This is a genomic window from Marinomonas gallaica (assembly GCF_001639745.1).
GTDB classification, from domain to species: domain Bacteria; phylum Pseudomonadota; class Gammaproteobacteria; order Pseudomonadales; family Marinomonadaceae; genus Marinomonas; species Marinomonas gallaica.
This window is the reverse complement of record NZ_LTAX01000014.1, coordinates 1-23,842: the sequence shown is the minus strand read 5'-3', so window position 1 is coordinate 23,842 and position 23,842 is coordinate 1. Positions and strand designations below refer to the sequence as shown.

At 46.0% G+C, this 23,842-nt stretch carries 23 protein-coding genes and 1 pseudogene; 17 read left to right on the top strand and 7 right to left on the bottom strand.

The annotated features are described in order from the left end of the window. Positions 1 to 13: 13 nt before the first annotated feature. From AYW76_RS13115 to AYW76_RS13095, 5 genes are all read left to right on the top strand, one after another. Positions 14 to 1,480: a bifunctional metallophosphatase/5'-nucleotidase gene (locus AYW76_RS13115; RefSeq protein ID WP_067220984.1), complete on the top strand. Its 1,467-nt coding sequence runs from the start codon at positions 14 to 16 to the stop codon at positions 1,478 to 1,480. A gap of 3 nt (positions 1,481 to 1,483) precedes the next feature. After that, positions 1,484 to 3,463, top strand: coding sequence for a GGDEF domain-containing protein (locus AYW76_RS13110; RefSeq protein WP_067220979.1), 1,980 nt, complete (start codon positions 1,484 to 1,486; stop codon positions 3,461 to 3,463). Between the two features lie 11 nt (positions 3,464 to 3,474). Then, positions 3,475 to 4,650 carry a GAK system CofD-like protein gene (locus AYW76_RS13105; protein WP_067220974.1) on the top strand — a complete coding sequence of 392 codons (1,176 nt, stop codon included), beginning with the start codon at positions 3,475 to 3,477 and terminating at the stop codon, positions 4,648 to 4,650. Positions 4,651 to 4,766: 116 nt separating this feature from the next. Continuing rightward, positions 4,767 to 5,780: a response regulator gene (locus AYW76_RS13100; protein ID WP_067032936.1), complete on the top strand. Its 1,014-nt coding sequence runs from the start codon at positions 4,767 to 4,769 to the stop codon at positions 5,778 to 5,780. A gap of 1 nt (position 5,781) precedes the next feature. Then, positions 5,782 to 6,738 (top strand): GGDEF domain-containing protein, encoded by a 957-nt coding sequence (locus tag AYW76_RS13095; protein WP_067220969.1) that lies wholly within the window; start codon positions 5,782 to 5,784, stop codon positions 6,736 to 6,738. Positions 6,739 to 6,809: 71 nt separating this feature from the next. Here the strand turns inward: AYW76_RS13095 and rimK are convergent, their stop codons facing one another. Together rimK and AYW76_RS19375 are read right to left on the bottom strand one after the other, a co-directional pair. After that, positions 6,810 to 7,724, bottom strand: a complete 915-nt coding sequence (gene rimK, locus AYW76_RS13090) for a 30S ribosomal protein S6--L-glutamate ligase (RefSeq protein ID WP_231872612.1) — start codon at positions 7,722 to 7,724, stop codon at positions 6,810 to 6,812. A gap of 69 nt (positions 7,725 to 7,793) precedes the next feature. Then, positions 7,794 to 8,204, bottom strand: a pseudogene (locus AYW76_RS19375) (ATP-dependent zinc protease family protein); the annotation flags it as partial. Positions 8,205 to 8,455: 251 nt separating this feature from the next. Here AYW76_RS19375 and AYW76_RS13085 point away from each other — a divergent pair. Continuing rightward, positions 8,456 to 9,373 carry a D-hexose-6-phosphate mutarotase gene (locus AYW76_RS13085; RefSeq protein ID WP_067220965.1) on the top strand — a complete coding sequence of 306 codons (918 nt, stop codon included), beginning with the start codon at positions 8,456 to 8,458 and terminating at the stop codon, positions 9,371 to 9,373. 80 nt (positions 9,374 to 9,453) lie between these two features. Here the strand turns inward: AYW76_RS13085 and AYW76_RS13080 are convergent, their stop codons facing one another. After that, positions 9,454 to 10,230 carry an exodeoxyribonuclease III gene (locus tag AYW76_RS13080; RefSeq protein WP_067032943.1) on the bottom strand — a complete coding sequence of 259 codons (777 nt, stop codon included), beginning with the start codon at positions 10,228 to 10,230 and terminating at the stop codon, positions 9,454 to 9,456. 117 nt (positions 10,231 to 10,347) lie between these two features. Between AYW76_RS13080 and pyrE the strand changes: the two genes are divergently transcribed. After that, positions 10,348 to 10,995 (top strand): orotate phosphoribosyltransferase, encoded by a 648-nt coding sequence (gene pyrE / locus AYW76_RS13075; protein ID WP_067220963.1) that lies wholly within the window; start codon positions 10,348 to 10,350, stop codon positions 10,993 to 10,995. 20 nt (positions 10,996 to 11,015) lie between these two features. On the opposite strand, the gene slmA is transcribed toward pyrE, so the two are convergent. The 4 genes from slmA to coaBC all read right to left on the bottom strand — a co-directional run bounded on the left by slmA (position 11,016) and on the right by coaBC (position 14,565). Beyond that, positions 11,016 to 11,612, bottom strand: coding sequence for a nucleoid occlusion factor SlmA (gene slmA, locus AYW76_RS13070; RefSeq protein WP_067220960.1), 597 nt, complete (start codon positions 11,610 to 11,612; stop codon positions 11,016 to 11,018). Between the two features lie 42 nt (positions 11,613 to 11,654). Beyond that, positions 11,655 to 12,563, bottom strand: coding sequence for an acetylglutamate kinase (argB, locus tag AYW76_RS13065; protein WP_067220955.1), 909 nt, complete (start codon positions 12,561 to 12,563; stop codon positions 11,655 to 11,657). 317 nt (positions 12,564 to 12,880) lie between these two features. Beyond that, positions 12,881 to 13,339 carry a dUTP diphosphatase gene (dut, locus tag AYW76_RS13060; protein WP_067220950.1) on the bottom strand — a complete coding sequence of 153 codons (459 nt, stop codon included), beginning with the start codon at positions 13,337 to 13,339 and terminating at the stop codon, positions 12,881 to 12,883. A gap of 8 nt (positions 13,340 to 13,347) precedes the next feature. Beyond that, complete coding sequence (gene coaBC / locus AYW76_RS13055) at positions 13,348 to 14,565, bottom strand: bifunctional phosphopantothenoylcysteine decarboxylase/phosphopantothenate--cysteine ligase CoaBC (RefSeq protein WP_067220945.1); 1,218 nt, start codon at positions 14,563 to 14,565, stop codon at positions 13,348 to 13,350. Positions 14,566 to 14,675: 110 nt separating this feature from the next. Between coaBC and radC the strand changes: the two genes are divergently transcribed. The 10 genes from radC (at position 14,676) to AYW76_RS13005 (ending at position 23,563) form a co-directional block, all read left to right on the top strand. Further along, on the top strand, positions 14,676 to 15,350 hold the full coding sequence (gene radC / locus AYW76_RS13050; protein ID WP_067220941.1) for a RadC family protein: 675 nt from the start codon (positions 14,676 to 14,678) through the stop codon (positions 15,348 to 15,350). 116 nt (positions 15,351 to 15,466) lie between these two features. Continuing rightward, on the top strand, positions 15,467 to 16,543 hold the full coding sequence (locus AYW76_RS13045) for an alpha/beta hydrolase family protein (RefSeq protein ID WP_067221097.1): 1,077 nt from the start codon (positions 15,467 to 15,469) through the stop codon (positions 16,541 to 16,543). Between the two features lie 376 nt (positions 16,544 to 16,919). Then, positions 16,920 to 17,156, top strand: a complete 237-nt coding sequence (gene rpmB / locus AYW76_RS13040; RefSeq protein WP_067033002.1) for a 50S ribosomal protein L28 — start codon at positions 16,920 to 16,922, stop codon at positions 17,154 to 17,156. A gap of 12 nt (positions 17,157 to 17,168) precedes the next feature. Continuing rightward, the gene (gene rpmG / locus AYW76_RS13035; RefSeq protein ID WP_067033005.1) at positions 17,169 to 17,339 is read left to right on the top strand and encodes a 50S ribosomal protein L33; all 171 of its coding nucleotides are present in this window, start codon (positions 17,169 to 17,171) and stop codon (positions 17,337 to 17,339) included. 87 nt (positions 17,340 to 17,426) lie between these two features. After that, positions 17,427 to 18,245, top strand: coding sequence for a bifunctional DNA-formamidopyrimidine glycosylase/DNA-(apurinic or apyrimidinic site) lyase (gene mutM / locus AYW76_RS13030; protein ID WP_067220938.1), 819 nt, complete (start codon positions 17,427 to 17,429; stop codon positions 18,243 to 18,245). Between the two features lie 215 nt (positions 18,246 to 18,460). After that, complete coding sequence (locus AYW76_RS13025) at positions 18,461 to 19,456, top strand: BMP family lipoprotein (RefSeq protein ID WP_067220935.1); 996 nt, start codon at positions 18,461 to 18,463, stop codon at positions 19,454 to 19,456. An 80-nt stretch (positions 19,457 to 19,536) separates the two neighbouring features. Next, entirely contained in the window at positions 19,537 to 21,090 is a 1,554-nt protein-coding gene (locus AYW76_RS13020) for an ABC transporter ATP-binding protein (protein WP_067220930.1), read from the top strand. Beyond that, a complete protein-coding gene (locus AYW76_RS13015; RefSeq protein ID WP_067220926.1) occupies positions 21,087 to 22,184 on the top strand; it encodes an ABC transporter permease in 1,098 nt (365 codons plus the stop codon). The genes AYW76_RS13020 and AYW76_RS13015 overlap by 4 nt, the downstream gene beginning before the upstream one ends. A gap of 9 nt (positions 22,185 to 22,193) precedes the next feature. Further along, complete coding sequence (locus AYW76_RS13010) at positions 22,194 to 23,162, top strand: ABC transporter permease (protein ID WP_067033024.1); 969 nt, start codon at positions 22,194 to 22,196, stop codon at positions 23,160 to 23,162. After that, the gene (locus AYW76_RS13005) at positions 23,162 to 23,563 is read left to right on the top strand and encodes a cytidine deaminase (protein WP_067220922.1); all 402 of its coding nucleotides are present in this window, start codon (positions 23,162 to 23,164) and stop codon (positions 23,561 to 23,563) included. The genes AYW76_RS13010 and AYW76_RS13005 overlap by 1 nt, the downstream gene beginning before the upstream one ends. The last annotated feature ends 279 nt before the right edge of the window (positions 23,564 to 23,842 follow it).

Below are 23,842 nucleotides of genomic sequence, written 5' to 3'. Positions count from 1 at the left end.
TGAGACCGCCGATATGAAAGGAATTATTACAACGCTTTTTACGATCACTTTAATGAGTGCAAATGTGGAGGCCGCGAAGATCATTTTCACCTCTAATGCTCCAGAGTTATACCCAGATGAAAATGGTTATTCCTTAGCGAAGATCTCAAATTACGTCAAAAGAATGAAACAAGGTGATGAGCCAGTCTTGTTTATTCATGGTGGTGATAGCCTTTATCCGAATCCGTTATCGGTTTATGACAAAGGCGCTCATATGATATCTATTATGAATTCGATGTCTGTTGATGCTCTGGGCGTCAATCGACGAGAATTCAACGACGGTTTTGACCAAATTTCTTTACTGAGTACACAAGCTCTGTTTCCTATGGTGTTATCGAATTTATTGGATCGTCGCACTTTGAGTCATGTTGAAGGCGTGCGCCCCTACGCTTTATTGCCACTAGGTGATATGACCCTCGCCGTACTGATGACAGTATCGAGTGAAGTAAACACGACTTTTTTGTTTAATCAGGCCATTGTGGATGAAACGTCTGAGCAGTTGCTGCGTTGGGCGGAGCAAGCACGTCAGCAGGGTGCAGATAAAGTACTGTTAATTACCGAAAATTCTTATCTGAAATCTGTCCCACTGAGTCGCTTACAGAGCCTAGACATTATCATGGTGACTCAGGATGGCGCGGATAAAGTGCACTCAGAGCGCCCATTAGTGATGTTCTCTGGAGGTGTCGACGACGAGTTAGCGGTGATTGACATTCAGCCTAATGGAATGACGGGGCACATTGTTCATGTGGCGAATGAGCCGCCAGATGATCAACTCCAAGCTGTGATCAAACGTTATACAAGTCAATTAGACGTGGTACTGAATCAAGAACTCGTTACTCTTGCTGCGCCAATGGATTCTCATCGTAATATTTTACGTAGCGAAGAGTCCCGTTGGGGGAACATCGTTTTGGATGCGATACGGCACTATACTCGAGCGGATTTTGCCGCGACAGTTGGGGGTGGGATTCGTGGTTATCGTGATTATGAAGCTGGCTATGTGCTAACCCGTCGAGACGTACAGCGTGAGTTACCTTTTGGAGGGAATGTCTACGTCGTCGAAGTGAATGCGGACAAAATTAAGCAGCTGTTAGAGCACAGTGTTTCTCGCGTGGAAGATTTAGATGGCCGCTTCCTTCAGGTGTCTGGGCTTCATTATGAATACGATGGCAGCAAGCCCGTAGGTCAACGTATAATGAGCATAAAGAATGCTCAAGGGCAGCCTCTTGAAAAAGGGCGCTATACCCTAGCTATCTCGGACTACATGCTAGAAGGTGGGGATGGGTATAATTTTTCTGACGTAACGGTTATTTCCGATAACTTAAGCAGTCAGCGTCTTGTATGGAATATTGTCTCTGACTATTTAGAGCAATTTGACACCATTTCTCCAGCCATTGAAGGTCGAATCATTAATCGCACACCTTCAAGTGATATAGGTCGTTAATTTATGCCCGATAAATCGTTGAGTATTCGCAAGAGTTTGCGTGCTCGAATTGCAGCCGCTGTGTTCACTATGGTGCTGCTGATGTTGGTGTCGGGCGCAGTCTCACTGTATTACTTTTCTCAATTAAACATTGCGGTTTCGAAACAATCAGAACAAGAGCTGCCTGCCTTAAAAACACTGAACAGTATTCAGCTGAGCATCACCCGTTTAGCAACACTTTCTAATGAAGTCTCTAATAGTAACTCGCCTGCTTACAGCCGAATATTGATGTCACAAGTACGTCAGCAAGTGGAAGAGCTACAACTTAGCTTAAAAACGCTTGGCAGCGCTAACGAGCAAATTCAAAGATTGACAGAAATTGTAGCGAAAGTTGAGCCAAGTGTTATGAATATGTCGCTTTCTAAAGCGATGTTAGATCAAGTAGAAGATACGTTGATTGCACGCACCACAGAAGCTCTACAACAAGCCATAGAGCATTATAAATTAGTGAATCAAGCCGATGCGAAAGTCTTACTGGATAGTCTTTGGCAGGACTTAAACCAGTTGGCAGCAAACGAGCATCTTTACGAGCAGAATAGAACGCTGGCCAACATCCGCAAAACGTTGGCGTCGTTATCTCAAGTAGACAGCGCATCATTTCAAGCCATCAATCCATTGATCAGTGCACCTAACGGTGTATTTGAGTTGCTGTCCAAAAAAGAAGTCTATCGCACAGAAGTTTTGGGGCTCAGTACTCAAAATCGAATTCTTCTAGGGAGCGTGGTTGATTTTGGGCATCGTGTATATATAGAAACAGAAGACAATGTCACGTTTCAAGCAAATGATATTTCTGCGAGTTCTGAACGCTTTATCGATGTGCTTACGGTGATGTTTATTATTCAGTTGCTGGTTGCTTTGTCGTTGATTGTGTATTTACATCGGGAACTGTTCAGGCGTTTACAGGCACTGAAACACTTAGTCGGGCAACAGAAAAAGATCACCGCTGACGATGTGGCTCTGTTTGATGAGCGTAATGAATTAGGTGTGTTGGTGAAGCAGCTGCAGAATTATGTGGATACGATCACCGCTCAGCAACAGCAAATCGAAGCCACAAGCCACCAACTGCAGATGATTATTAAACATTCGCACATGAAAGTGGCGGTGTTTCAAGGTGAGCAACTCTTGTATTGCAGTGAATCCTTGAGCCAGTTATTTTCGGAACGAGAGTTGCGTTGTGTGGATGAATTCCCTGAATCAGTTCAGCAGAGTATTCGAGCATCAAAAAGTGGTTTAAAAGCAGCTGATAAAGCAACGTACTTAGATGAGCACAATCAGCATTGGTATGAAATTGTCAGCGATGTTGTATTTTGGGATAACCAGCGAGCTGACTTAGTGTGTTTCATGGACGTAACGGAGCAAATCAAAGCAGAGCAAGAGTTTAAGCGAACTTTGATGGTGGTGGAAAGTGAAGCAAAAATTGACCCACTGACAGGGTTACTAAACCGAAAGTTGTTTGATACGCAAGTGGCCTCTTTCCAATCAGGGGAGAGGGAAGGTGGTTATGCGGTTCTGTTATTTGATGTGGATTATTTTAAACACTATAACGATCAGCTAGGCCATTTGCAGGGCGACAATATTTTAAAAATGGTGGCGTCTGTGATTAAGCGCAATACACCTGCGTCAGGTCTTGCGATTCGCTATGGTGGGGAGGAGTTCTTAGTCTTTATCCCTGACTGCCCAGAGCGCCGGGCAGTCAATATTGCTCAGTCCATTGTTGAGGATGTCTACGGCCAACGCGTCCCTCATCCAACATCGCCTCACGAATATTTGAGTGTGAGCTGTGGCATTAGTGTTCAGCAAACTGCTGAAGATGCCGTTCTAAAGGTTTTTGATCAGGCGGATAAAAGTCTTTATAAAGCAAAAAATAGTGGCCGAAACTGTATGATGGTATGGCGAGCCCTACATCAAGCTGAATCCACGGAAGAACCTCCATTGACCCAGTAGTAGATAATTTTATGTTCAACGTCTCGCGTCGACTTGTGGTACCGGACTCCGTCCGAGTTCATCGTTATCAAAGCCTCCCAGAGCTCGCCCCTTCTATTTTATTTTTCAGTGGCGGCTCTGCTCTTAATAAAATTTCACGTCAGCTTAAGCGTTATACACACCATTCGATCCACATGGTCACTCCGTTTGATTCTGGCGGTAGTTCGGCAAAGTTACGTCAAGCATTTGATATGCCAGCGGTAGGGGATTTACGAAGTCGCATTATGGCATTGGCGGACGAAACGGTTTTAGGGCAGCCCGATGTATTTGATCTGTTCAGCTACCGTTTGGCACACGATATGTCCGATGAGCAGTTGTGGCAGGAATTTGGTCAATTAACCGATGGTTCTCATGTGTTGATGCAGCCCATTGTGGCACCAATGAAATCGTTGATCAAAGCGCAATTGGCTCGATTGCAAGCGCATTTGCCAGAGGACTTTGATCTTCGTGGGGCCAGTGTTGGTAACTTGATTATTTCAGGAGGGTATTTGGGCAATCAGCAATTACTTGATCCCATTATTTTTCTATTCTCCCGACTGGTTAAAACGCTTGGTGAAGTCACGACGATCGTGGATGAAACACATCACTTAGGGGTTCGTTTAATCTCCGGTGAATGTATCTTAGGTCAGCACTTGATAACTGGAAAAGAATGTCGGCCATTGTCGTCTCCAATTGAAGAGATTTGGCTCAATCATGGCTTGACGGAGAATCACCCTATATCAGCGCAAGTCCCTGAAGACCGTCGGCAGAACATTGAGCAAGCCGATATCATTTGTTATCCACCAGGCAGTTTTTTCACCAGTGTTGTGGCTAATTTACTGGTGTCCGGCGTTTCTGAGGCGATCGTAGCGAATCCAAATCCTAAGCTGTATTTGCCGAATTTAGGGGAGGATCCGGAACAAAAGGGTTGGTCAATCATGGCTCGTATCGAGTATTTGTTGCGCTTAATGCTCGGTTCGCCAGAACTAAACCGTCAGACGCCTGTACTTAATTGGATACTGTTAGACAGCAACTACGATTATGGTGAGGTGGATGAATTACAGTTGCAGTTATGGGGAGTAACGGTCGTAAAAGCGGATCTTATCCGCAATAAGCCTGACCGTTATGATGAACAGCAGGTTGTTGAGGCGCTGTTGTCGTTTGCCTAATATCAGTGTGTCGAAAGAGTGACTATAAATCGTGTATTGAAAACGATACACTTGATGAAATTTGTAGAAAAATTGAGCGGTTAGTTGCTCTAAATTCATAGGCGGTTGTAACTCTAATGAGCAAAAAAGTTCTCATATGTGATGACTCTGGAATTGCGCGTAAGCAGTTAGCTCGAGTTTTGCCCAAAGAATGGGATGCCCAAGTAGAATTCGCGACAAACGGTCAAGAAGCATTGGAGCATATTCAATCGAATGAAGTTGATGTTCTGTTTCTAGATTTGAATATGCCTGTGATGGATGGCTACCAAACACTAGAAGCATTGCAGTCGGTTGCCAACGCTCCTCAGGTGTTAGTCGTTTCAGGTGATATCCAGACGAAAGCTTTGGAGCGCGTAAAAGCACTGGGCGCATTAGACTTTCTAAAAAAACCGGTCGATCAAGACGTACTGGAAAAAGCACTTGAAGACTACAACTTGTTTGGTGATGGCGCGAACTCACAGGGTTTAGTACTCGAGAGCAGTGCCGCAGACGACTTCAGTCTAAGTCAGTGTTTGCAAGAAGTGTCTAACGTCGCGATGGGGCGGGCTGCGAGTGTATTAGCGGATATGCTCAATGTGTTTGTGAAACTGCCTGTCCCCAAAGTCAATATTTTAGAAGTCAGTGAATTACAGATGGCACTGACCTACGGTGCAATGAATACTGGTCGTTGCTCTGCCGTGACTCAAGGGTTTGTTGGTGCCGGCATTGCGATGGAAGCATTGCTGATCTTCTCTGACTCAAGTTTTCCTGAAATGGCCAAACTGTTAAATGTGACGGAAGACATTGATCATAATTTAGAAGTTGAATTACAGATGGATATCTCCTCTGTATTAATAGGGCCTTTTATTAAAGCGCTAGGTGACCAGCTAAATATTGATTTCAGCTACAGTCATCCAGTGGTCTTAGGTCAGCATATTAAAGTCGCTGATCTTATTAATGTGAAACGTGCTCAATGGAAAAGAACGCTGGCTGTTGAGATCGTATACGAAGTGGATAATTACCAAATTAGTTGTGATTTGATGTTGTTGTTCACAGAAGATTCCTTACCCGTACTAGAGGATCTTTTGTCTTATTTGGTTGAGGATGATTGAAATGACGCAACAGACAGATATGACCGAGCTGCATTGGTTGTTTGATATGTTGCAGCATATCGATGTGGGATTGGTTGTGATCAACAATAATTACGAAGTGGAGCTTTGGAATGGTTTTATGGAAAACCATTCTGGTGTGAGTTCGACGAGTGCTCGTCAACGTAGCTTGTTTGATATTTTTCCATCCATCAATCAAAACTGGTTACAGCAAAAATTGGATACGGTATTAGCGCTAAGAACGCCCATTTACATTTCGTGGGAACAGCGCCCTTATTTATTTCCGTTTAAATCTTACCGAGCCATTACCAGCATTTCAGAGCTGATGTTTCAGAATGTTGTGATTCGTCCGATTAATAATGCCAACGGTACGGTCAATCATTTATGTTTAGTGGTTTATGATGTAACGGATGTGGCTGTCAATAAAGCCGCGCTTTCTGCTGTTAATCGTAAGCTAGATCAACTGAGTAAAACGGATGGGCTAACGGATCTTCATAATCGTGCTAGCTTAGACCGAGCGATTAAGCTTACCTTTGATGCCTATATAAAAGGGAATAGTGGTCCGCACTCGTTAGTCATTGTCGATATAGATCATTTTAAAAGTGTGAACGATAACTACGGTCACCAGACTGGCGATGCTGTGCTGCAGGAAATGGCGAAAATGTTGTCCAGCGGATCCCGTCGAGGGGATTTTGTTGGGCGTTATGGTGGTGAGGAGTTCTGTATTTTGCTGCTAAACACCACACAAGAAAATGCCAAAATTTACTGTGAGAAGATTCGATCCCAAGTGGAAGAAAATGTCTTTAAAACCAGTAAAGGCAATCTAAAAATCACCATTAGCTTAGGCTGTAGTGAGCTTAACCAAGCCCACGATTCGATCGAACAGTGGGTCGAAAGTGCGGATCAAGCGCTTTACAGTGCCAAAGACAAAGGTCGTAATCAAACCGTGGTTGCAGGCTAGATCTCCTATTGAAGCTAGAATAAGCAAAAAGGCTCTTATAGATGGTGTAAGAGCCTTTTTGCTTTATATTGTTAAAGGGCGTCGCGAGCTTTTGCTGCAAGGCGTCTTTCAATAGCCGAGATCATCATCGAGGCAATGTCTTCATTGGTAGCCGTTTCGATGCCTTGCAAACCTGGAGAGGAGTTTACTTCAAGCAGTAATGGGCCATTGTTTGAGCGAATTAAATCCACGCCTGCTACTTTTAAATTCATCGCCTTCGCGGCTTTGATTGCAATGCGTTTTTCTTCCGCCGTGATTTTCACTAATTCAGCACGACCACCTTGATGGATATTAGCGCGGAACTCTCCAGGAGCGGCTACACGCTGGATGGATGCGACCACTTTGCCATCGATTACAAAGCAGCGTAAGTCTTTACCACTGGCTTCTTTGATGAACTCTTGCACTAAAATATTCGCATTAAGGCTCTTAAAGGCGTTAATGACAGATTCAGCGGCCTTTTTCGTTTCGGCTAAAACGACCCCTTTACCTTGTGTGCCTTCCAATAGCTTCACAATGAGTGGTGCGCCACCCACCATATTAATCAGATCGTTTGTATCTAACGGTGAATTGGCAAACCCAGTGGTCGGAATGGCTAGTCCATGTTCAAGCAGTAATTGCAGTGAACGCAGCTTATCACGTGATTGAGCGATTGCAGTTGAGTCGTTTAGACAGAAAATGCCCAATGACTCAAACTGACGAAGCAAGGTACACGCGTAGAACGTCATGCTTGGTCGAATGCGTGGAATCACTGCATCCAAGTCGTTCAGAATACGGCCGCCACGATAGTGGATTTCGGGAGTCGTAGCGTCCAGTTTCATATAGCAGTGGCGCACATTAAGAAACTGCATTTCGTGCCCCATGGCTTCGCCAGCTTCGATGATGCGGCGGTTACTGTACAGCTCAGGGTTACTCGCGAGTACACCAATACGTAGACCGCCTTCGCGAATCTCTGGTGTCTCATACAGCTTTGCTAGCGTTTCTTGTGGGCGATCCCCGAATATACAGCTCACTTGAGGATCAACCAGTAGGCGGCCGTTCATGGCTTCTCGGCCTAAGAGCATGCGATAACCCATGCTGTCGCGATCCGTTAACGTAAGCTCAACCTCCCACGTGCGTTCACCAAGCTGTAACGGTACTTGAATGACGTAACGTTTCTCGCGGTCGCCGCTTGAGCTTTTGATAACCCGTTGATCAACAACCTCAGCCTCGCAGTAAACAACGACTTTACGACTTTCTTGAATCGGGTGAACTTCAAAGGTTACCCAAAGCTGGCCTGCTCGCTGGAAGGATTGAATGTTGACTGCATGCAAAGACGATGTCTTAGCTCCTGAGTCGACACGAGCTTTAATTGCCGGGATGTTTAATGATGGAAAGGTGCACCATTCGGCGTTACCGATCACGGATTTCTGGTCAAAATAATCACTCATAGTGTCATATTCTCAAGAGTGTTGAAGAGGGAGAAGCGTATTAAATAAGGATAGTAGAATTGCGTTATTTTGCCTGATTTAACCTGCCATTACGATGGCAGCGTTATAGCGCAAAGTCGACGATTTAGTAAGCTATTTTTGCATTCGGAGTATTATTTTGTGATTTGAATGTTCAGCATAACGTCAAACTATTGTAATACAGGCGTGAAGGGCTAATATGACTCAATTGAAGAGAATTTTTGGAGCGATAAATGGATGCTCAGCTGATGCGCGAGCTAGAGGAATTAGGCGGTGAAATACTGCCTAATAGTCTGAGAGAATGCGATGAGATTATCATCGACCAGCCAAGTTTTACGGCCCGTATTGCACTGTGGGGCGGGCACTTGGTGAGTTTTGTTCCGGCCGGACAACCTGACTTACTGTTTCAATCGGCTAATGAAGGGGCGCAAACGCGCTTTGGGCGTCGCCATTTTGGTGTACCGGTATGCTGGCCTTGGTTTGGTTCGAATGTCGAAGACGAAGATTTACCTGCTCACGGCTTAGCTCGATACTTTCGTTGGCAGCTAGTTGAAGTCGGACGTTTCAAAAATGGTGATGTGAAAATCGTTATTCGGTTGGCATCAGAAGATCATCCCCTTATTGAAGAGATGTGGCCATATGCGTTTGAGTTGCGTCAAGTGTTCCGTTTGGGGGATGGGTTTAGTATCAATTTTTCTGCTGCCAATCTAACCGACAAACCTATGCCTGTTTCTGAGGCACTTCATACTTATTTCCATATTGGCGATAATCAATCCGCTGAAGTGCGCGGTTTAGAGGGTGTGAAGTACGTTGATAAGTTTGATGACAACAAAATATCGAAACAATCTGGTGTTGTTTCACCCTGTGAAGCATTAGATCGTGTTTATCTAAATGCGCCAGAAGTGTTAGAGCTTCATGATCCTGTGTTTAAGCGTAAGTTTGTAGTGGCGTCGGAAGGGGCTCAATCTACAGTATTATGGAACCCTGGTGAGGCGCTTGCGAAGTTAAGAACGGATATGGAAGAAGGTGACTATCGTCAATTCGTTTGTGTTGAAACTGCTAATGCACTGGATAACCAATATGAGATCCCAGCCGGTGAAATGCACCAGCTGCGCTTAACGGTTCATGCTGAGACGACCGCTCAAGATTAAGCGAGCGCGATTGTATGTTAAAAAAGCCCGAGAATGTCGTATGTTCTTGGGCTTTTTTATACACTCAACGCACGTTAACGTTAGTCTAGATCGTATTCCATGATCAATGGGGCGTGGTCCGAAAAACGCTGCCCTTTGTAGACACTGCCACCTTGAATGATGTGTTTAAGGCCAGGCGTTGTGATTTGATAATCTAAGCGACCACCTTCATCTAGCTTCCAAGCGCGCTCATAATCAGGCCACCAAGTGTACTGTTTATCTTGTTTGTTTACTTGACGGAACGCATCGATGTATTCGTGATCATTGAAAATCTCGTTAATCCATTTGCGTTCATCAGGTAAGAATCCTGAATTGCGTTGATTGACAAACCAGCTGCTCACATCAATGGGTGAACGTGCCACATTACACGTACCACAGAAAATAAACTCGCGACGTTTTCGGCGTGTTTTGATTAGGTGGTTCTTGAAACCTTCCATAAAGCGATATTTCTGCTCTTGTAGTGCTTCTTCGTGGTTTGAGCCGTGCGGCGTGAGGAATGAACCAATGCTGACTTTGTCGAAGTCGGCTTGGATGAAGCGTCCTTCGAAGTCACACTCAGGGAATCCCATTCCTGTCATAATCGCTTTAGGCATGGCTTTGCTGTAGATGGCCACACCTGCTTCTTCTGGATTTTCCATCGAATCAAAAAAGTACGCATTGTACCCAGATGGAAAGAAAACGCTGTCGTTTAAGCTGCGTTCATCTGCTTGAATGTCTTGCAGACACACCACATCTGGGTCTTGGCGTACCATCCATTCGAAGAAGCCGCGTTCTGCTGCTTGTTTTATACCGTTTACATTAAGGCTGATGACCTTCATTTCTGGTCCCTACAATTCCTAGCCGTGTGTTATATTAGCGCCCATTCCTTGTCAGGAAAGCATATTTTTCTGGCAAGAGGCAATTTGTTTATAGTTATTTATCTTTCTGGAGTCGGCATGAAACCTTACCAAAGAGAATTTATTGAGTTCGCCATCGAGCAAAACGTGTTGCGTTTTGGCGAGTTCACACTTAAATCGGGACGTGTGAGCCCTTATTTCTTCAACGCTGGCTTATTTAGCTCAGGCCAAGCGTTGGCTAAACTGGGCCGCTTTTACGCTGCAGCCCTAGTCGAAGCAGGCGTGTCATTCGACGTTTTATTTGGCCCTGCTTACAAAGGTATTCCGCTGGCGACGACCACCGCCGTAGCGCTTTATGATCATCACGACATTGATACACCGTACGTGTTTAATCGCAAAGAAGCAAAATCACACGGCGAAGGCGGCACATTAGTCGGCGCTCCGCTGCAAGGCAACATCATGATTATCGATGACGTCATCACCGCAGGTACAGCGATTCGTGAAGTCATGGATATCATCAATACGGCGGGCGCACAGCCAGCCGGTGTTCTGATCGCACTGAATCGTCAAGAGCGTGGCCAAGGCGAGTTATCTGCGATCCAAGAAGTGGAGCGTGATTTCAATATGCCTGTGGTCAGCATCGTGTCTCTAAATGACATCATGACTTATCTATCAGAACAAGACTCTCCTGAGTTTGCTCAGCACCTTGAAGCCGTGAAAGCTTACCGCGACCAATACGGTGTCTAACGGCTAATGATTGATCACGCTTAGTCGTGATCAATCATTAAGCTTGGGGCAATAACTTGCCATTGTTCCTGCCAGGCCTGAGTTGGCTTTGTTTTAAACTCAGTACGTACGTATTGACGAATTTTCCCTTCCAATAATGCCAGTAGGTAATTCGCACAAGCGTTGCTTCCCATGGCAGGCCGCATGGCTTGTTTCAACTCAGACTCACGTAACACCTGACGCAACTGTGTTTCGATACGATCAAACAATTGGGCGATTCGAACCCGTAGTCGCTCTGTTTCTCCTGCGAGCGCATCCGCAGTTAGTAAGCGGCACATCCCAGGGTTTTGCTCTGCGAATCCGAGTGTCAACTTCAAAATCATCTCTAATCGTACCAGTACATCGCTTTCTTCTTGAACGATGCGGTGGATACGAGTGAAAAGTGTTTCTTCGATAAACTCGATCAACCCTTCAAACATCTTCGCTTTGCTGGGGAAGTGACGATAGAGAGCCGCCTCAGAGACGCCCACTTCTTTTGCTAAAGCAGCAGTAGTGATACGTGCTCCAGGGCTACTTTCCAGCATGGCCGCCAGAGCTTGTAATATTTCCGTGCGTCGATCGCTTTTTTTTGTGGTCATATCAATGTTGCCTATCGCTTTTAAAATTATGTTGTTTGCGAGTTAAGCGTTTTGGTTTTGATTCGTGATCAAGGTCCCTACGCCCGTATCCGTAAAGATCTCTAGTAGCGTAGCGTGTGGTACGCGACCATCAATAATGTGCGCACTCGTGACACCGGCATTTACAGCAGAAAGGGCACAGCTGATCTTTGGTAGCATGCCGCCATAAATCGTACCGTCCGCAATCAGATTGTCGACCTGCATCGTGCTAAGGCCTGTTAGTACGTTACCTTGCTTGTCTTGTACTCCAGAAATATTGGTCAGTAGCATTAACTTTTCAGCATTGACCGCTTCTGCAACTTTACCCGCCACTAAATCCGCATTGATATTGTAGGCATTGCCTTCTTCATCAATACCAATAGGTGCGATAACAGGGATCAGGTCACTGTTTTCTAAGACTTTTAGAACACTTGTATCAATGCTTGCCACTTCACCGACATGACCAATGTCTACTTGTTCTGGTGCGCTCATGCCTTCTGCTTGATGTTTTACAAACAGCTTTTTCGCTTTAATAAATCCGCTGTCTTTACCCGTTAAGCCAATGGCTTTACCGCCAGCACGAGTAATCATGTTGACGATGTCTTTGTTTACCTGACCACCCAACACCATTTCCACCACGTCCATGGTCGCGGTGTCAGTCACACGCATGCCATTGATGAATTTAGATTCGATACTGAGCTTGGCTAGCATCTCGCCAATCTGCGGACCGCCACCATGCACCACAATTGGGTTGATGCCAATCGCTTTCATTAACACGATATCGCGTGCAAACCCTGCTTGAAGCGCTTCGTCAGTCATGGCGTTGCCGCCATATTTTATGACCAGCGTTTTGCCAGCAAAGCGCTGAATGTAGGGTAGCGACTCGCTCAATACCTGAGCAACATCTAATGCAGATTCGCGTGTGTAAGCCACGATGGGAACACTCCTATTGTTATTTAAAGAGCTCTTTTGACTGAGTCAAAGAAGAGAGTGAAGTGACGCAAAGCGTTGTTCGCTGGAGTCTACTTGAAGCATGTAGCAGAATCATTACAGCGAGTGTAAGCGACCACTTATGTCTCAAAATAATAACGTGAACTGCGTCGACTCTCTAGTTATAAATGATGAAAGTTGACGCAAAATTGACCAAAAGAAGAGATCTTTATTTACCAAAGGCAAGAAGCGTGAGGCAGTTCAAAAAGAGAGCTAATTTAGGTGAGTTTTACTCACCTAAATTAATCAGGAGCGGAGAGTTACTTGGTTCCGGTAGAGCCAAAACCACCCGTGCCGCGATCGGTTGCTTCAAACTCTTCAACGATGTTGAATTCAGCCTGAACCACCGGCAACAGCACAAGCTGAGCAACACGTTCACCTGGTTCAATAGTGAAGGTCGTTTGACCACGGTTCCAGCATGACACCATTAATTCGCCTTGGTAATCGGAGTCAATTAGACCGACTAAGTTGCCTAAGACGATACCGTGTTTATGACCAAGGCCGGAGCGCGGCAAAATCGTCGCTGCTAGATTTTGATCTTCAATATAAATCGCAAGGCCTGTCGGAAGCAATGTGGTTTGGCCTGGGGCCAGCACAATGGCTTCGTCAAGGCAGGCACGTAAGTCTAATCCTGCAGAGCCTTCTGTGGCATAACTTGGTAATGGCAGCTCTGTGCCGATTTTAGGATTTAAGATTTTTAGTTGAATAGGTTGTTTCATCGGTTAACTCATGACATTTGGGATTGGTGTTGCGTGATCAGTTCGACAAGCTCGACGGCGAGGGCGGATTTCGCTTCTTTCGGCGGTGTCCATTGTTGGTCTTTGGATAACACGGTAACTTGGTTTTCATCATTGTTAAAACCAATGTCAGTGCGTGATACATCGTTGGCGATGATGAGGTCCAGACCTTTTCGCTCTAGCTTGCTTTTTGCGTAAGCAATTACATCTTGTGTTTCGGCGGCAAAGCCAACCATACATTTTGCGGCTTTTTCTTGGCTTAACGTGGCGATCACATCTGGGTTTTTAACCAATGTCAGCTGCATTTCATTGCTGTCACCAGTCTTCTTCATTTTCTGTGTGGCAACGTCTTTCATGCGAAAATCCGCTACGGCAGCGGCGCCGATAAAGACATCTGCTGGCGACGTCATGGCAGCACGACACGCAGTAAGCATATCGTCGGCGCTTTTTATGGCAACCAGATGCACACCGCTAGGGGCAGGTAGATTGACTGGACCACTCACGAGTGTAACCGTTGCGCCACGTACTTTGGCGGCTTCGGCGAGCGCGTAGCCCATCTTACCAGAGCTGTGATTACTGATGTAACGCACGGGATCGATGGCTTCCATGGTTGGACCGGCCGTAATAACCCAATGTTGGCCAGTTAAGTCTTGCTGCGTAGGCATTAAAATAAACTTCAGCGATTGAAAAATATTGTCAGGTTCTTCCATGCGACCTACACCGACATCACCACAGGCTTGAGCCCCGGAAGCCGGTCCAATCATGTCTACACCACGACTTTGAAGTGTTTTAAGGTTGGCTTGTGTGGCAGGGTGTTTCCACATCGCTTGATTCATAGCTGGAGCAAGGATCACGGGCGCCTCGCTAGCAAGACAAAGCGTGGTGAGTAGGTCATTTGCCATACCCTGGCTGTAGCGCGCCATAAAGTCCGCCGAGGCCGGGGCCACTAAAATCGCATCCGCCCATTTTGCCAGTTCAATATGTCCCATACCGAGTTCTGCCGCCGGGTCGAGTAAACTACTGCGGACAGGATGCCCAGAGACAGCTTGTAAGGTCATTTCTGTCACAAAGGCTTTGGCGCCTTCTGTGAATACAACTTGTACGTCTGCGCCGGCTTTGGTTAATAGGCGGATCAGTTCAATGGTTTTATAGGCCGCAATGCCACCCGTAATTCCCACTAAAATCTGTTTATTTAAAAGACTGGACATAATAAGCTTCTGATTACAAATTAGTCGATTTTACCGTGCTGTTTCTATGCGACAGGATGTCGCCAGTGCACGGTATTGAGTTTGGTAAAGCGTACCACAAGGAGGTGTTTATGAGTATCAAGCAATGGCCAGAAGCCGAACGGCCGCGAGAAAAATTAATACAGCAAGGCGCCCATATGCTCAGTGATGCTGAGCTGTTGGCGATCTTCTTACGTACCGGCACTCAAGGTGTCAGTGCGGTAGAGTTGGCACGACGCGTATTGCATCAGTTTGGTGGGTTACGAGCGTTATTATCTGCCACACGCGACGAATTTTGCCAAGGCTTCGGTTTGGGCGATGCCAAATATACCCAGCTACAAGCCGTGCTGGAAATGTCCAAGCGACATCTACAGGAACAACTGACCCGCGACACCATCTTCAACAGCGCCGAAGCGGTGCGTACTTACCTTGCCACGCAACTACGCCACTCCCAGCGAGAGATTTTTGCCGTGTTGTTTTTAGACTCACAACATCGGCTAATTCGCTACCAAGAGTTGTTTATGGGCACCATCGATAGCGCGGCCGTCTACCCGCGTGAAGTCGTTAAAGCCGCATTAACCCATAATGCCGCCGCAGTGATCTTGGCGCACAATCATCCATCAGGTGTGTCCGAGCCCAGCCAAGCGGATATCAATATTACCGAGCGTATTCGCAAAGCATTGGATCTCATTGATGTGCGCTTACTGGATCATTTTATTGTGGGCGATAGCCGGCCATTGTCGTTGGCGGAGAGGGGGCATTTATAGCACAAATTCTCCCAGATCCTGTTTTAGAACGTCCTAAAACCTGTTTTAGGGCGCTTTAAATGATCGCCTTCCAATAATAGACGCTTCACTTACTGAATGAGATGGGTGGGTTTATTATGAAATTATATGGTGTTTTGCTAATTTGTATTTGGGTGCAAGGCATGTTGGCTGCGCCTCTATACGCCGAAGAAAAAAGTGAGGCGTTGGTGGGGGTGCAAACGTTTCAGGTGTTTTCTTCGATGCGTGATCAATATTTATCTGTGGATGTTTGGTATCCGGCAAAGCAAGGTGGAATTTTAAAAGAAGTAGGTGCTAGTAAAGTATTTGAAGGGGTGCCTGCTTGGCGTGATGCGCCCGCTGTAAAAGGCTCTTTTCCGTTAGTCTTATTGTCTCATGGTTCTGGTTCATCAGTGAAAGGGATGGCGTGGATCGCTACAGAATTAGCGCGTGCTGGGTATGTTGTTGCAGGCCCTAATCACCCAAAGACAACGACAGGAGATTCGACACCAGAAGATACGCCCAAGATATGGCAACGCACCGATGATCTTTCGACTCTGATTGATTTTTTGACAACTCATTCTACATGGCGAGAACATGTTGATGAAAAGCGTATCGGTGTATTGGGGTTCTCTTTAGGGGGTGCGGCCGCGATGGAACTGGTCGGTGCAACGGCTAGCTTAGAGGATTATGCTCAATATTGTGAGCGCTACCCAAGCATGGCTGACTGCCATTGGTTTGCCTCAGGTGTGGCCTACATTAATCAAAAAAAGGTAAGTGTCGAACGTTTTGACTTGTATGAGACGGATCGAGCTATGTTTGAGCAGTCTAATATCGACCCAAGAGTTAGGGCGGCGGTGCTAATTGATCCGAGCTTAGCTAAGGCATTTGACCATACTAGTTTAAAGCACATAAATGCTCCTTTATCGTTTATCAATTTAGGGGATCCAGCAAAAGTGCCTGTATCTGTCAAAGCCGATACACTCGCAGAGCTTGCCCCAAATAGTTCTCTGACATACGTCCATGATGCGGTACATTTCAGTTTTTTACCTGAATGCAGGGAAGGTGCTGCAGCGTTTTTAAAAGCAGTTAAAGAAACGGATGCCTTATGTGACGATGGTGGTCAGCGCAGTCGATCTGATATTCATCAAGAGCTGACGCAAGCAATCATTTCGGTGTTAGCTAATACTCTCTGAACGAAGGGGGAGTATAGGTAGTTCTTCCTCGACTTTTATATTGTCCATGGCAATCAAGTTAAAGGTGGAAGAAGCCTACGATCTGTACATCATTTCCAATGTCATTCTATCGTTCATAATGGCTTGTTTTATTTCTGGGTTGACCTTCTTACTTTGGAAGCGAAAAAGTCTACTGAGCTATGAATGTTGATCAATTTTTTAACAAATCGTTTGCTGTTTGCAGGGGACTGTGGGAGAATTCGCGCCGCTATATCCTCGGTACGGGATTTTGTGGCCCCAGTGTCTTCTTCTCAGAAGAAGTTCCAGAGTGACCCACGCTCCGCCTGAGGAAGTATCAACTTCCAATAATTTTCGGATAGCATAAGGTAATTAAATTATGTCTCGCGTCTGTCAAGTTACTGGGAAGCGTCCTGTTACAGGTAACAACGTTTCTCACTCAAAGCGTCACACAAAGCGTCGCTTCCTTCCTAACCTTCATTGGCACCGTTTTTGGGTCGAAGGTGAAAACCGCTACGTACGTCTACGTGTATCTTCTAAAGGCATGCGTATTATCGATAAAAAAGGCATCGATTCAGTTTTGACTGAAATGCGTGCTCGTGGCGAAAAAGTATAAGGAATCTGAATCATGGCTTCTAAAGGCGCTCGCGATCTAATTCGCATGGTATCTTCTGCAGGTACTGGTCACTTCTACACGACTGACAAGAACAAACGTAACACTCCAGAAAAATTGGAGATGAAAAAGTTTGATCCAGTTGTACGTAAGCATGTGATGTACAAAGAAGCAAAAATTAAATAATTTTGCTGCTTTGTTAACAAAAAAACCGGCCTTGTGCCGGTTTTTTTGTATCTTAAATAAGCTAACCATTGTGGACTTGAGGAATTTATGCCGGAATTACCCGAAGTTGAAACCACCAAAAATGGCATTGCGCCGCATATCCTTCAGCAAACCGTTGCGCGCATTGAAATCCGCCAACCGAAGCTGCGTTGGCCGATTCCTGAAGCGATAAGTACATTGTTGCCAGGCCAAACTGTTCAAGATGTAACTCGTCGTGGAAAATACATTGGTGTGCATACCGCTGTGGGCACCCTAATTATTCATTTAGGTATGTCAGGAAGCCTGTACTTTGTCGAACCCGATACCCCGCCCATGTTTCACGATCATGTGGACATTCATTTTGTCGGGCTGAACAAAGTGTTGCGTTATACCGACCCGCGTCGCTTTGGCGCTATGCTGTGGAGTGACGGTGATTGGTATGCTCATGAGCTAATTTCTCATCTTGGTCCCGAGCCTCTGACGGAGGCGTTCAGTGTGGATTATCTTCATGAAAGAGCGAAAGGGCGAAAGCAGGCGATTAAGCAATTCATCATGGACAGTAAGGTCGTGGTCGGAGTGGGAAACATCTACGCTAATGAGGCCTTGTTTATGGCGGGTATTCGTCCGACACGAGCGGCCGGTAACATCAGTAAGAAACGCCTAGCGCTGTTTGTGGAATGCATCAAACAGGTGTTAGCGGCAGCGATTGAGCAAGGTGGTACCACCTTGAAAGACTTTGTTAGCGGTGAAGGAAAACCAGGCTACTTTAAACAGGAACTTAAAGTCTATGGTCGTGCGGATTTGCCGTGTACTGTGTGTAAATTGCCTTTAACGGAGATCCGTCAGGGGCAGCGTAGTACTGTGTACTGCGCGCATTGCCAGAGGTGATTGTGCGTTTTGCTGTTATTTTAAGCGGCAAACGCTTTAAAAACCGTCTACATTTTATGAATGGTGGATCCAACCAGACATAAATTCAACAGCAATAATGGTGCAAATGTGCACGCTGGCATTGCGCTCAAACAATAATCAGTTTATTTTTGACCGATTAGCCAGCTTTATCTCTTTTAAGTTGGAATCGAGAAGCATTCAAAGGGGAATCATTAATGAAAGGTGTCTTTCTTGCGTCGGCTACCGCATTAGCCATTGCAGCATCATCAGCCTATGCTGCGGATATTAAGCCAGCTGTCGTTTACGATCAGGCTGGCAAGTTTGATAAGTCGTTTAACGAAGGTGTATATAACGGCATTATCAAGTTTACGGAAGATACTGGCATTAAAATTCGTGAGTCTGAGCCTAAGAACGAAGCTCAGGTCGAGCAGAATCTCCGACGTTTAGCGAAACGTGGTTACAGTCCAATTGTCGCAGTGGGCTTCACTATGATGTCAGCGGTAACCAAGGTCGCACAAGATTTCCCTGATGTGGAATTTACCATTATTGATGCCGTGATTGACCTGCCAAATGTACAGTCGATTGTTTTTAAAGAGCATGAAGGGTCATTCCTTGTTGGTGCATTAGCCGCCATGGCGTCTAAAACCGATACGGTGGGTTTTGTAGGGGGCATGGATATTCCACTGATCCGTAAGTTTGGCTGTGGCTACGAACAAGGTGTCAAGTTTGTGACGCCTAATGCAACCGTTATTCAGAATATGACGGGGTCAACAGGTGCGGCATTTAACGATCCAACAAAAGGCTCTGAATTGGCGAAGAGTCAATTCTCTAAAGGTGCGGATGTTGTGTTTGCGGCTGCGGGTGGTACTGGTATCGGTGTTTACCAAGCCGCTAAAGATGAAGGTAAACTGGCGATTGGCGTGGACTCAAACCAGAATCATATCCAACCGGGCACAATGCTAACGTCTATGGTTAAGCGAGTTGATGCGGCTGCATACAAGGTGTTTGAAGAAGCGAATACCGGTACTTGGAAGCCTGGGTTAGAAGTACTTGGGTTGTCTGATGGTGGCGTTTCTTGGGCGCAGGATGACTACAATAAAGACCTAATCACAGCCGATATGAAAGCGAAGATGGACGACGTAAAAGCGAAAATCATCAGTGGTGAGATCAGCGTACATGACTATATGTCTGATAGCACTTGTAATTATTAATCGCTAGAGAAGCAGCTGTTCACTATTTTTAGTGGTGAGCAGCTGCTTTTTTTTGCTTGGAACTTTGCATAGAACAAAATATGAGTGATCAAACACATCCATACGCGATTGAGTTAGAAGGGATCTCGAAACGATTCGGTGCCGTACAGGCCAATAAAGATATTGGTTTGCAGGTACCCGCAGGCACGATTCACGGCATTATTGGTGAAAACGGTGCAGGCAAATCTACCTTGATGAGCATCATCTACGGTTTCTATGAAGCAGACTCGGGTACGATCTCTATTGACGGGCAGCAGGTCGATATTCGCAATTCTCAAGATGCCATTAAAGTAGGTATAGGTATGGTTCACCAGCACTTTATGTTGGTTGAAAATTTTACCGTATTGGAGAATGTCATCTTGGGCGCTGAAGGTGGCGCGGTCTTGAATCAAGGTATTAGTGCGGCGCGCAAAGAGTTGAAGCGCTTAGAACAGGAATACAGCTTAGATATTGATGTGGATGCGGTCGTTGAGAACTTGCCTGTAGGCTTGCAGCAGCGTGTTGAAATATTAAAAGCGCTGTACCGTGGCGCGAAAATTCTAATTCTTGATGAGCCAACCGGGGTGTTGACGCCGCAAGAGGCTGACCACTTATTTCGAATTTTAAAATCTTTGACCGAACAAGGTGTCACCGTTCTACTGATTACGCACAAACTGCGCGAGATCCTTGCGTCGACAGATAATGTGTCTGTGATGCGGCAAGGTGAAATGGTAGCGCATCGTGAAACAGCAACAACTGACAAGGAAGAGTTGGCTGAATTGATGGTCGGAAAAAAAGTCCGTCTTAAGGTCAATAAAGATGAGGCTCAGCCGCAACAAGCCGTGCTGACGGCTAAAGAGTTATCGTTTTTTGATGGTCAGGGCGTCGAACGATTGAAGAAAGTGTCTCTTGAGCTCAAGGCGGGCGAGATTCTCGGTATAGCAGGTGTATCCGGTAACGGTCAGAGTGAATTATTGAATGTTCTGTCTGGGATTACGCCGATGGCATCAGGCGAGATTCAGTTCGCAGGACAGACGATCACAGCGAATGCAGCGAAGACCGCCGCGCAAATGCGTGATCTTAAGATGGCGCACGTGCCGGAAGATCGACATAAAATGGGATTGGTAACGGGGTTTGAAGCTTATGAAGCCGCAGTACTCGGTTACCATGACTCATCCGATTACAATGGCGCTATCCTAATGGACCGCAAAGCTATGTTGGATGAGTGTAATGAAAGAATGGCCGCATGGGATGTTCGACCTCCTAATCCGCATTTGAAAACGGCGAACTTCTCTGGTGGTAATCAGCAAAAAATCGTTATTGCTCGAGAAGTAGAGCAAAACCCTGAGGTGCTGCTTATCGGCCAGCCGACTCGTGGTGTGGATATTGGTGCAATTGAAAATATTCATGAACAGATAGTTAAATTGCGGGACGCTGGTAAAGCGATCTTACTGGTCTCAGTCGAGTTAGATGAAATTATGGCATTAAGTGATCGAATTATTGTGATGTTTGATGGGGCTATTGTGGGTCAAGTCGATGCAAGTGAAGCGGATGAGCGTACGTTGGGTCTGATGATGGCCAATGCATGGAATGAAGAGCAAGGAGCGCCGGAATGAGCCAAGCGAAAGTCCCTGCGTGGGTCAGTGTTGGATTGATTCCGCTGCTGAACATCTTGCTAGCATTTTTTGTTTCCGGTCTTGTGTTCCTAGCCATTGGTGAAGATCCAATCGAAGCGGCCGGTTACTTGATCTATGGTGCCTTTGGGTATGATGAAGGTATTGGTTACACGCTTTATTACGCCACGAACCTTATTTTTACGGGCTTAGCAGTATCGATTGCCTTTAAAGCGGGGCTTTTTAACATTGGTGGAGAAGGGCAGGCTTACATTGGTGGTTTGGGTGTAGGCTTGTTGTGTTTATGGTTTGACAGTTCATTGCCTTTAATTGTGATTGCGCCGTTAGCGATTATTGGTGGGGCGTTGTTTGGTGCGGCATGGGCCTATATTCCGGCTTATCTTCAGGCTCGTCGCGGCAGTCACATCGTTATTACAACGATTATGTTTAACTTCATCGCATCATCATTGATGGTATATCTAATGGTGAACTGGTTAAAAGCAGAAGGGGTGATGTCTCCTATCAGTCGTACTTTTGAAGAAAGCGCATGGCTTCCGTATATGCACGACTTGTTTTCGCCGTTTGGTTTGGATATTGGGGGCTCGCCATTGAATATGGCGTTTATATTGGCACTTCTATGCTGTGTGTTGTATTGGGGACTAGTTTGGCACACTCGCTGGGGGTATCAGTTACGTACTGTGGGTACAAACCCAACTGCGGCTCAGTACGCAGGTATAGATAACGCGAAAGTAACTATTTGGGTCATGCTAATCTCTGGCGGCTTTGCCGGTTTGGTTGGTGTGAACGAAATTATGGGTGTGAACCATAACTTGCTGCTTAACTTTACGGCAGGGTATGGTTTTGCTGGTATTGCGGTAGCATTGATGGGGCGTAATCATCCGGTGGGCATTATTTTGGCGGCGATGCTATTTGGGGCTTTGTACCAAGGCGGCGCAGAGCTGGCTTTTGAAATCCCGACCATTACCCCTGAAATTGTGGTAGTGATTCAAGGTCTTGTTATTCTGTTTTCTGGTGCACTGGAGAACATGTTTAAAGGCAGGATTGAAGGTTTCTTTTTAAGACGAGCGGCAGCATAGGAGCGCGGTATGTTTGAAACATTAATACTGATTCTCGATGCGACGTTACGTGTATCGACACCATTGATTTTAGCCGCATTAGCGGGTTTGTTCTCTGAGCGCTCAGGAATCGTGGATATTGGTCTTGAAGGTAAAATGCTCGGTGGCGCGTTTGCGGCAGCGGCAGCGGCAGCTGTATTTGGTTCAGCTTGGATAGGTCTGCTGTTTGCCATCGGTGCATCAGTTTGCCTTGCTTTGATTCATGGCTTTGCTTGTATTACTCATCGTGGCGATCATATTGTGTCGGGGGTAGCGATCAATACCATTGTCGCAGGGTTGACGGTTACACTGGGGTTGGATTGGTTTAGTCAAGGTGGCCAAACGCCCGCTTTAACAGGTGATGCGCGCTTTACTCCGATTACATTGCCTTTTGCCGAGCAGGTCGCCGATGTGCCTGTGATTGGTTTAATCTACTCGGAGCTATTAAGCGGTCATAACATTCTAGTGTATTTAGCATTTGCTTTTGTGCCTGCGACATACTGGGTGGTGTTCAAAACGCGCTTTGGTTTACGTTTACGTGCCGTAGGTGAAAACCCTCACGCTGTAGATACTGCCGGTATTTCTGTTGCGTTGGTGCGCTATCGTGCAGTGATTATCTGTGGGGTGCTATGTGGCATCGCAGGGGCGTATTTATCCACCGCACATAATGCGGGTTTCTTAAAAGATATGAGTGCAGGTAAAGGCTATATGGCGCTAGCTGCGTTGATCTTTGGTAAGTGGCGTCCAGTGCCTGTGTTGTGTGCGTGTTTGCTGTTTGGTTTCTTGGATGCAGTAGCGGTTCGTCTGCAGGGTGTCTCGTTGCCCGGGATTGGTGAGGTCCCTGTTCAAGCGATTGAAGTACTGCCATATGTTTTGACGGTGCTATTGTTAGCGGGTTTCATTGGTAAAGCCGTAGGTCCTAAAGCCATTGGTAAACCCTATGTGAAGGAGCGTGCTTAATGAGTCAGGCTGAACAATGTATTGAGTTGGCCAGACAAGCAATGAGTAAGGCCTATGTGCCTTACTCAAACTTCCAAGTAGGTGCTGTCATTGAAACAGCAGAAGGTGAATTGTTCTCTGGCTGTAATGTAGAAAATGCGTCTTACCCCGAAGGCACCTGCGCTGAAGCGGGTGCAATTGCCGCGATGGTCATGGGCGGCGGTCAGCGTATTAAACAGATATACGTAATGGGAGCCGGCGAGCTATTGGTCTCCCCGTGTGGTGGGTGTCGTCAACGCATACGAGAGTTCTCAGATGGGCTGACTCTTATACACATTTGTTCGCCTGAAAAAGGCATACGTAAAACGCTTAGTATGGATCAGCTCCTGCCGTATTCGTTTGGGCCTAGTAACTTACTCTAAAAGAAGCGCGTGGCGCTTCTTTTAGTTTCTGCGCTTTGCTTCTACCTGTCGCTGGCTCGCAATAGGGGAAGCCGACAAATCCATGGAATTAAAAACTATTAAAAGTTTTTTAAAAAGTTCTTGCGCTAAAAATTCAGATGCGTATTATACGCCTCCACTGACACGGACAACGCTTCACAACAACGAAGCACAACGCGTCAGCCGCTCTTTAAAATAGATAATCAGATAATTTGTGTGGGCGCTCGCTGGAGACTTCTAAAAATTTTGAAGTCTTAAATG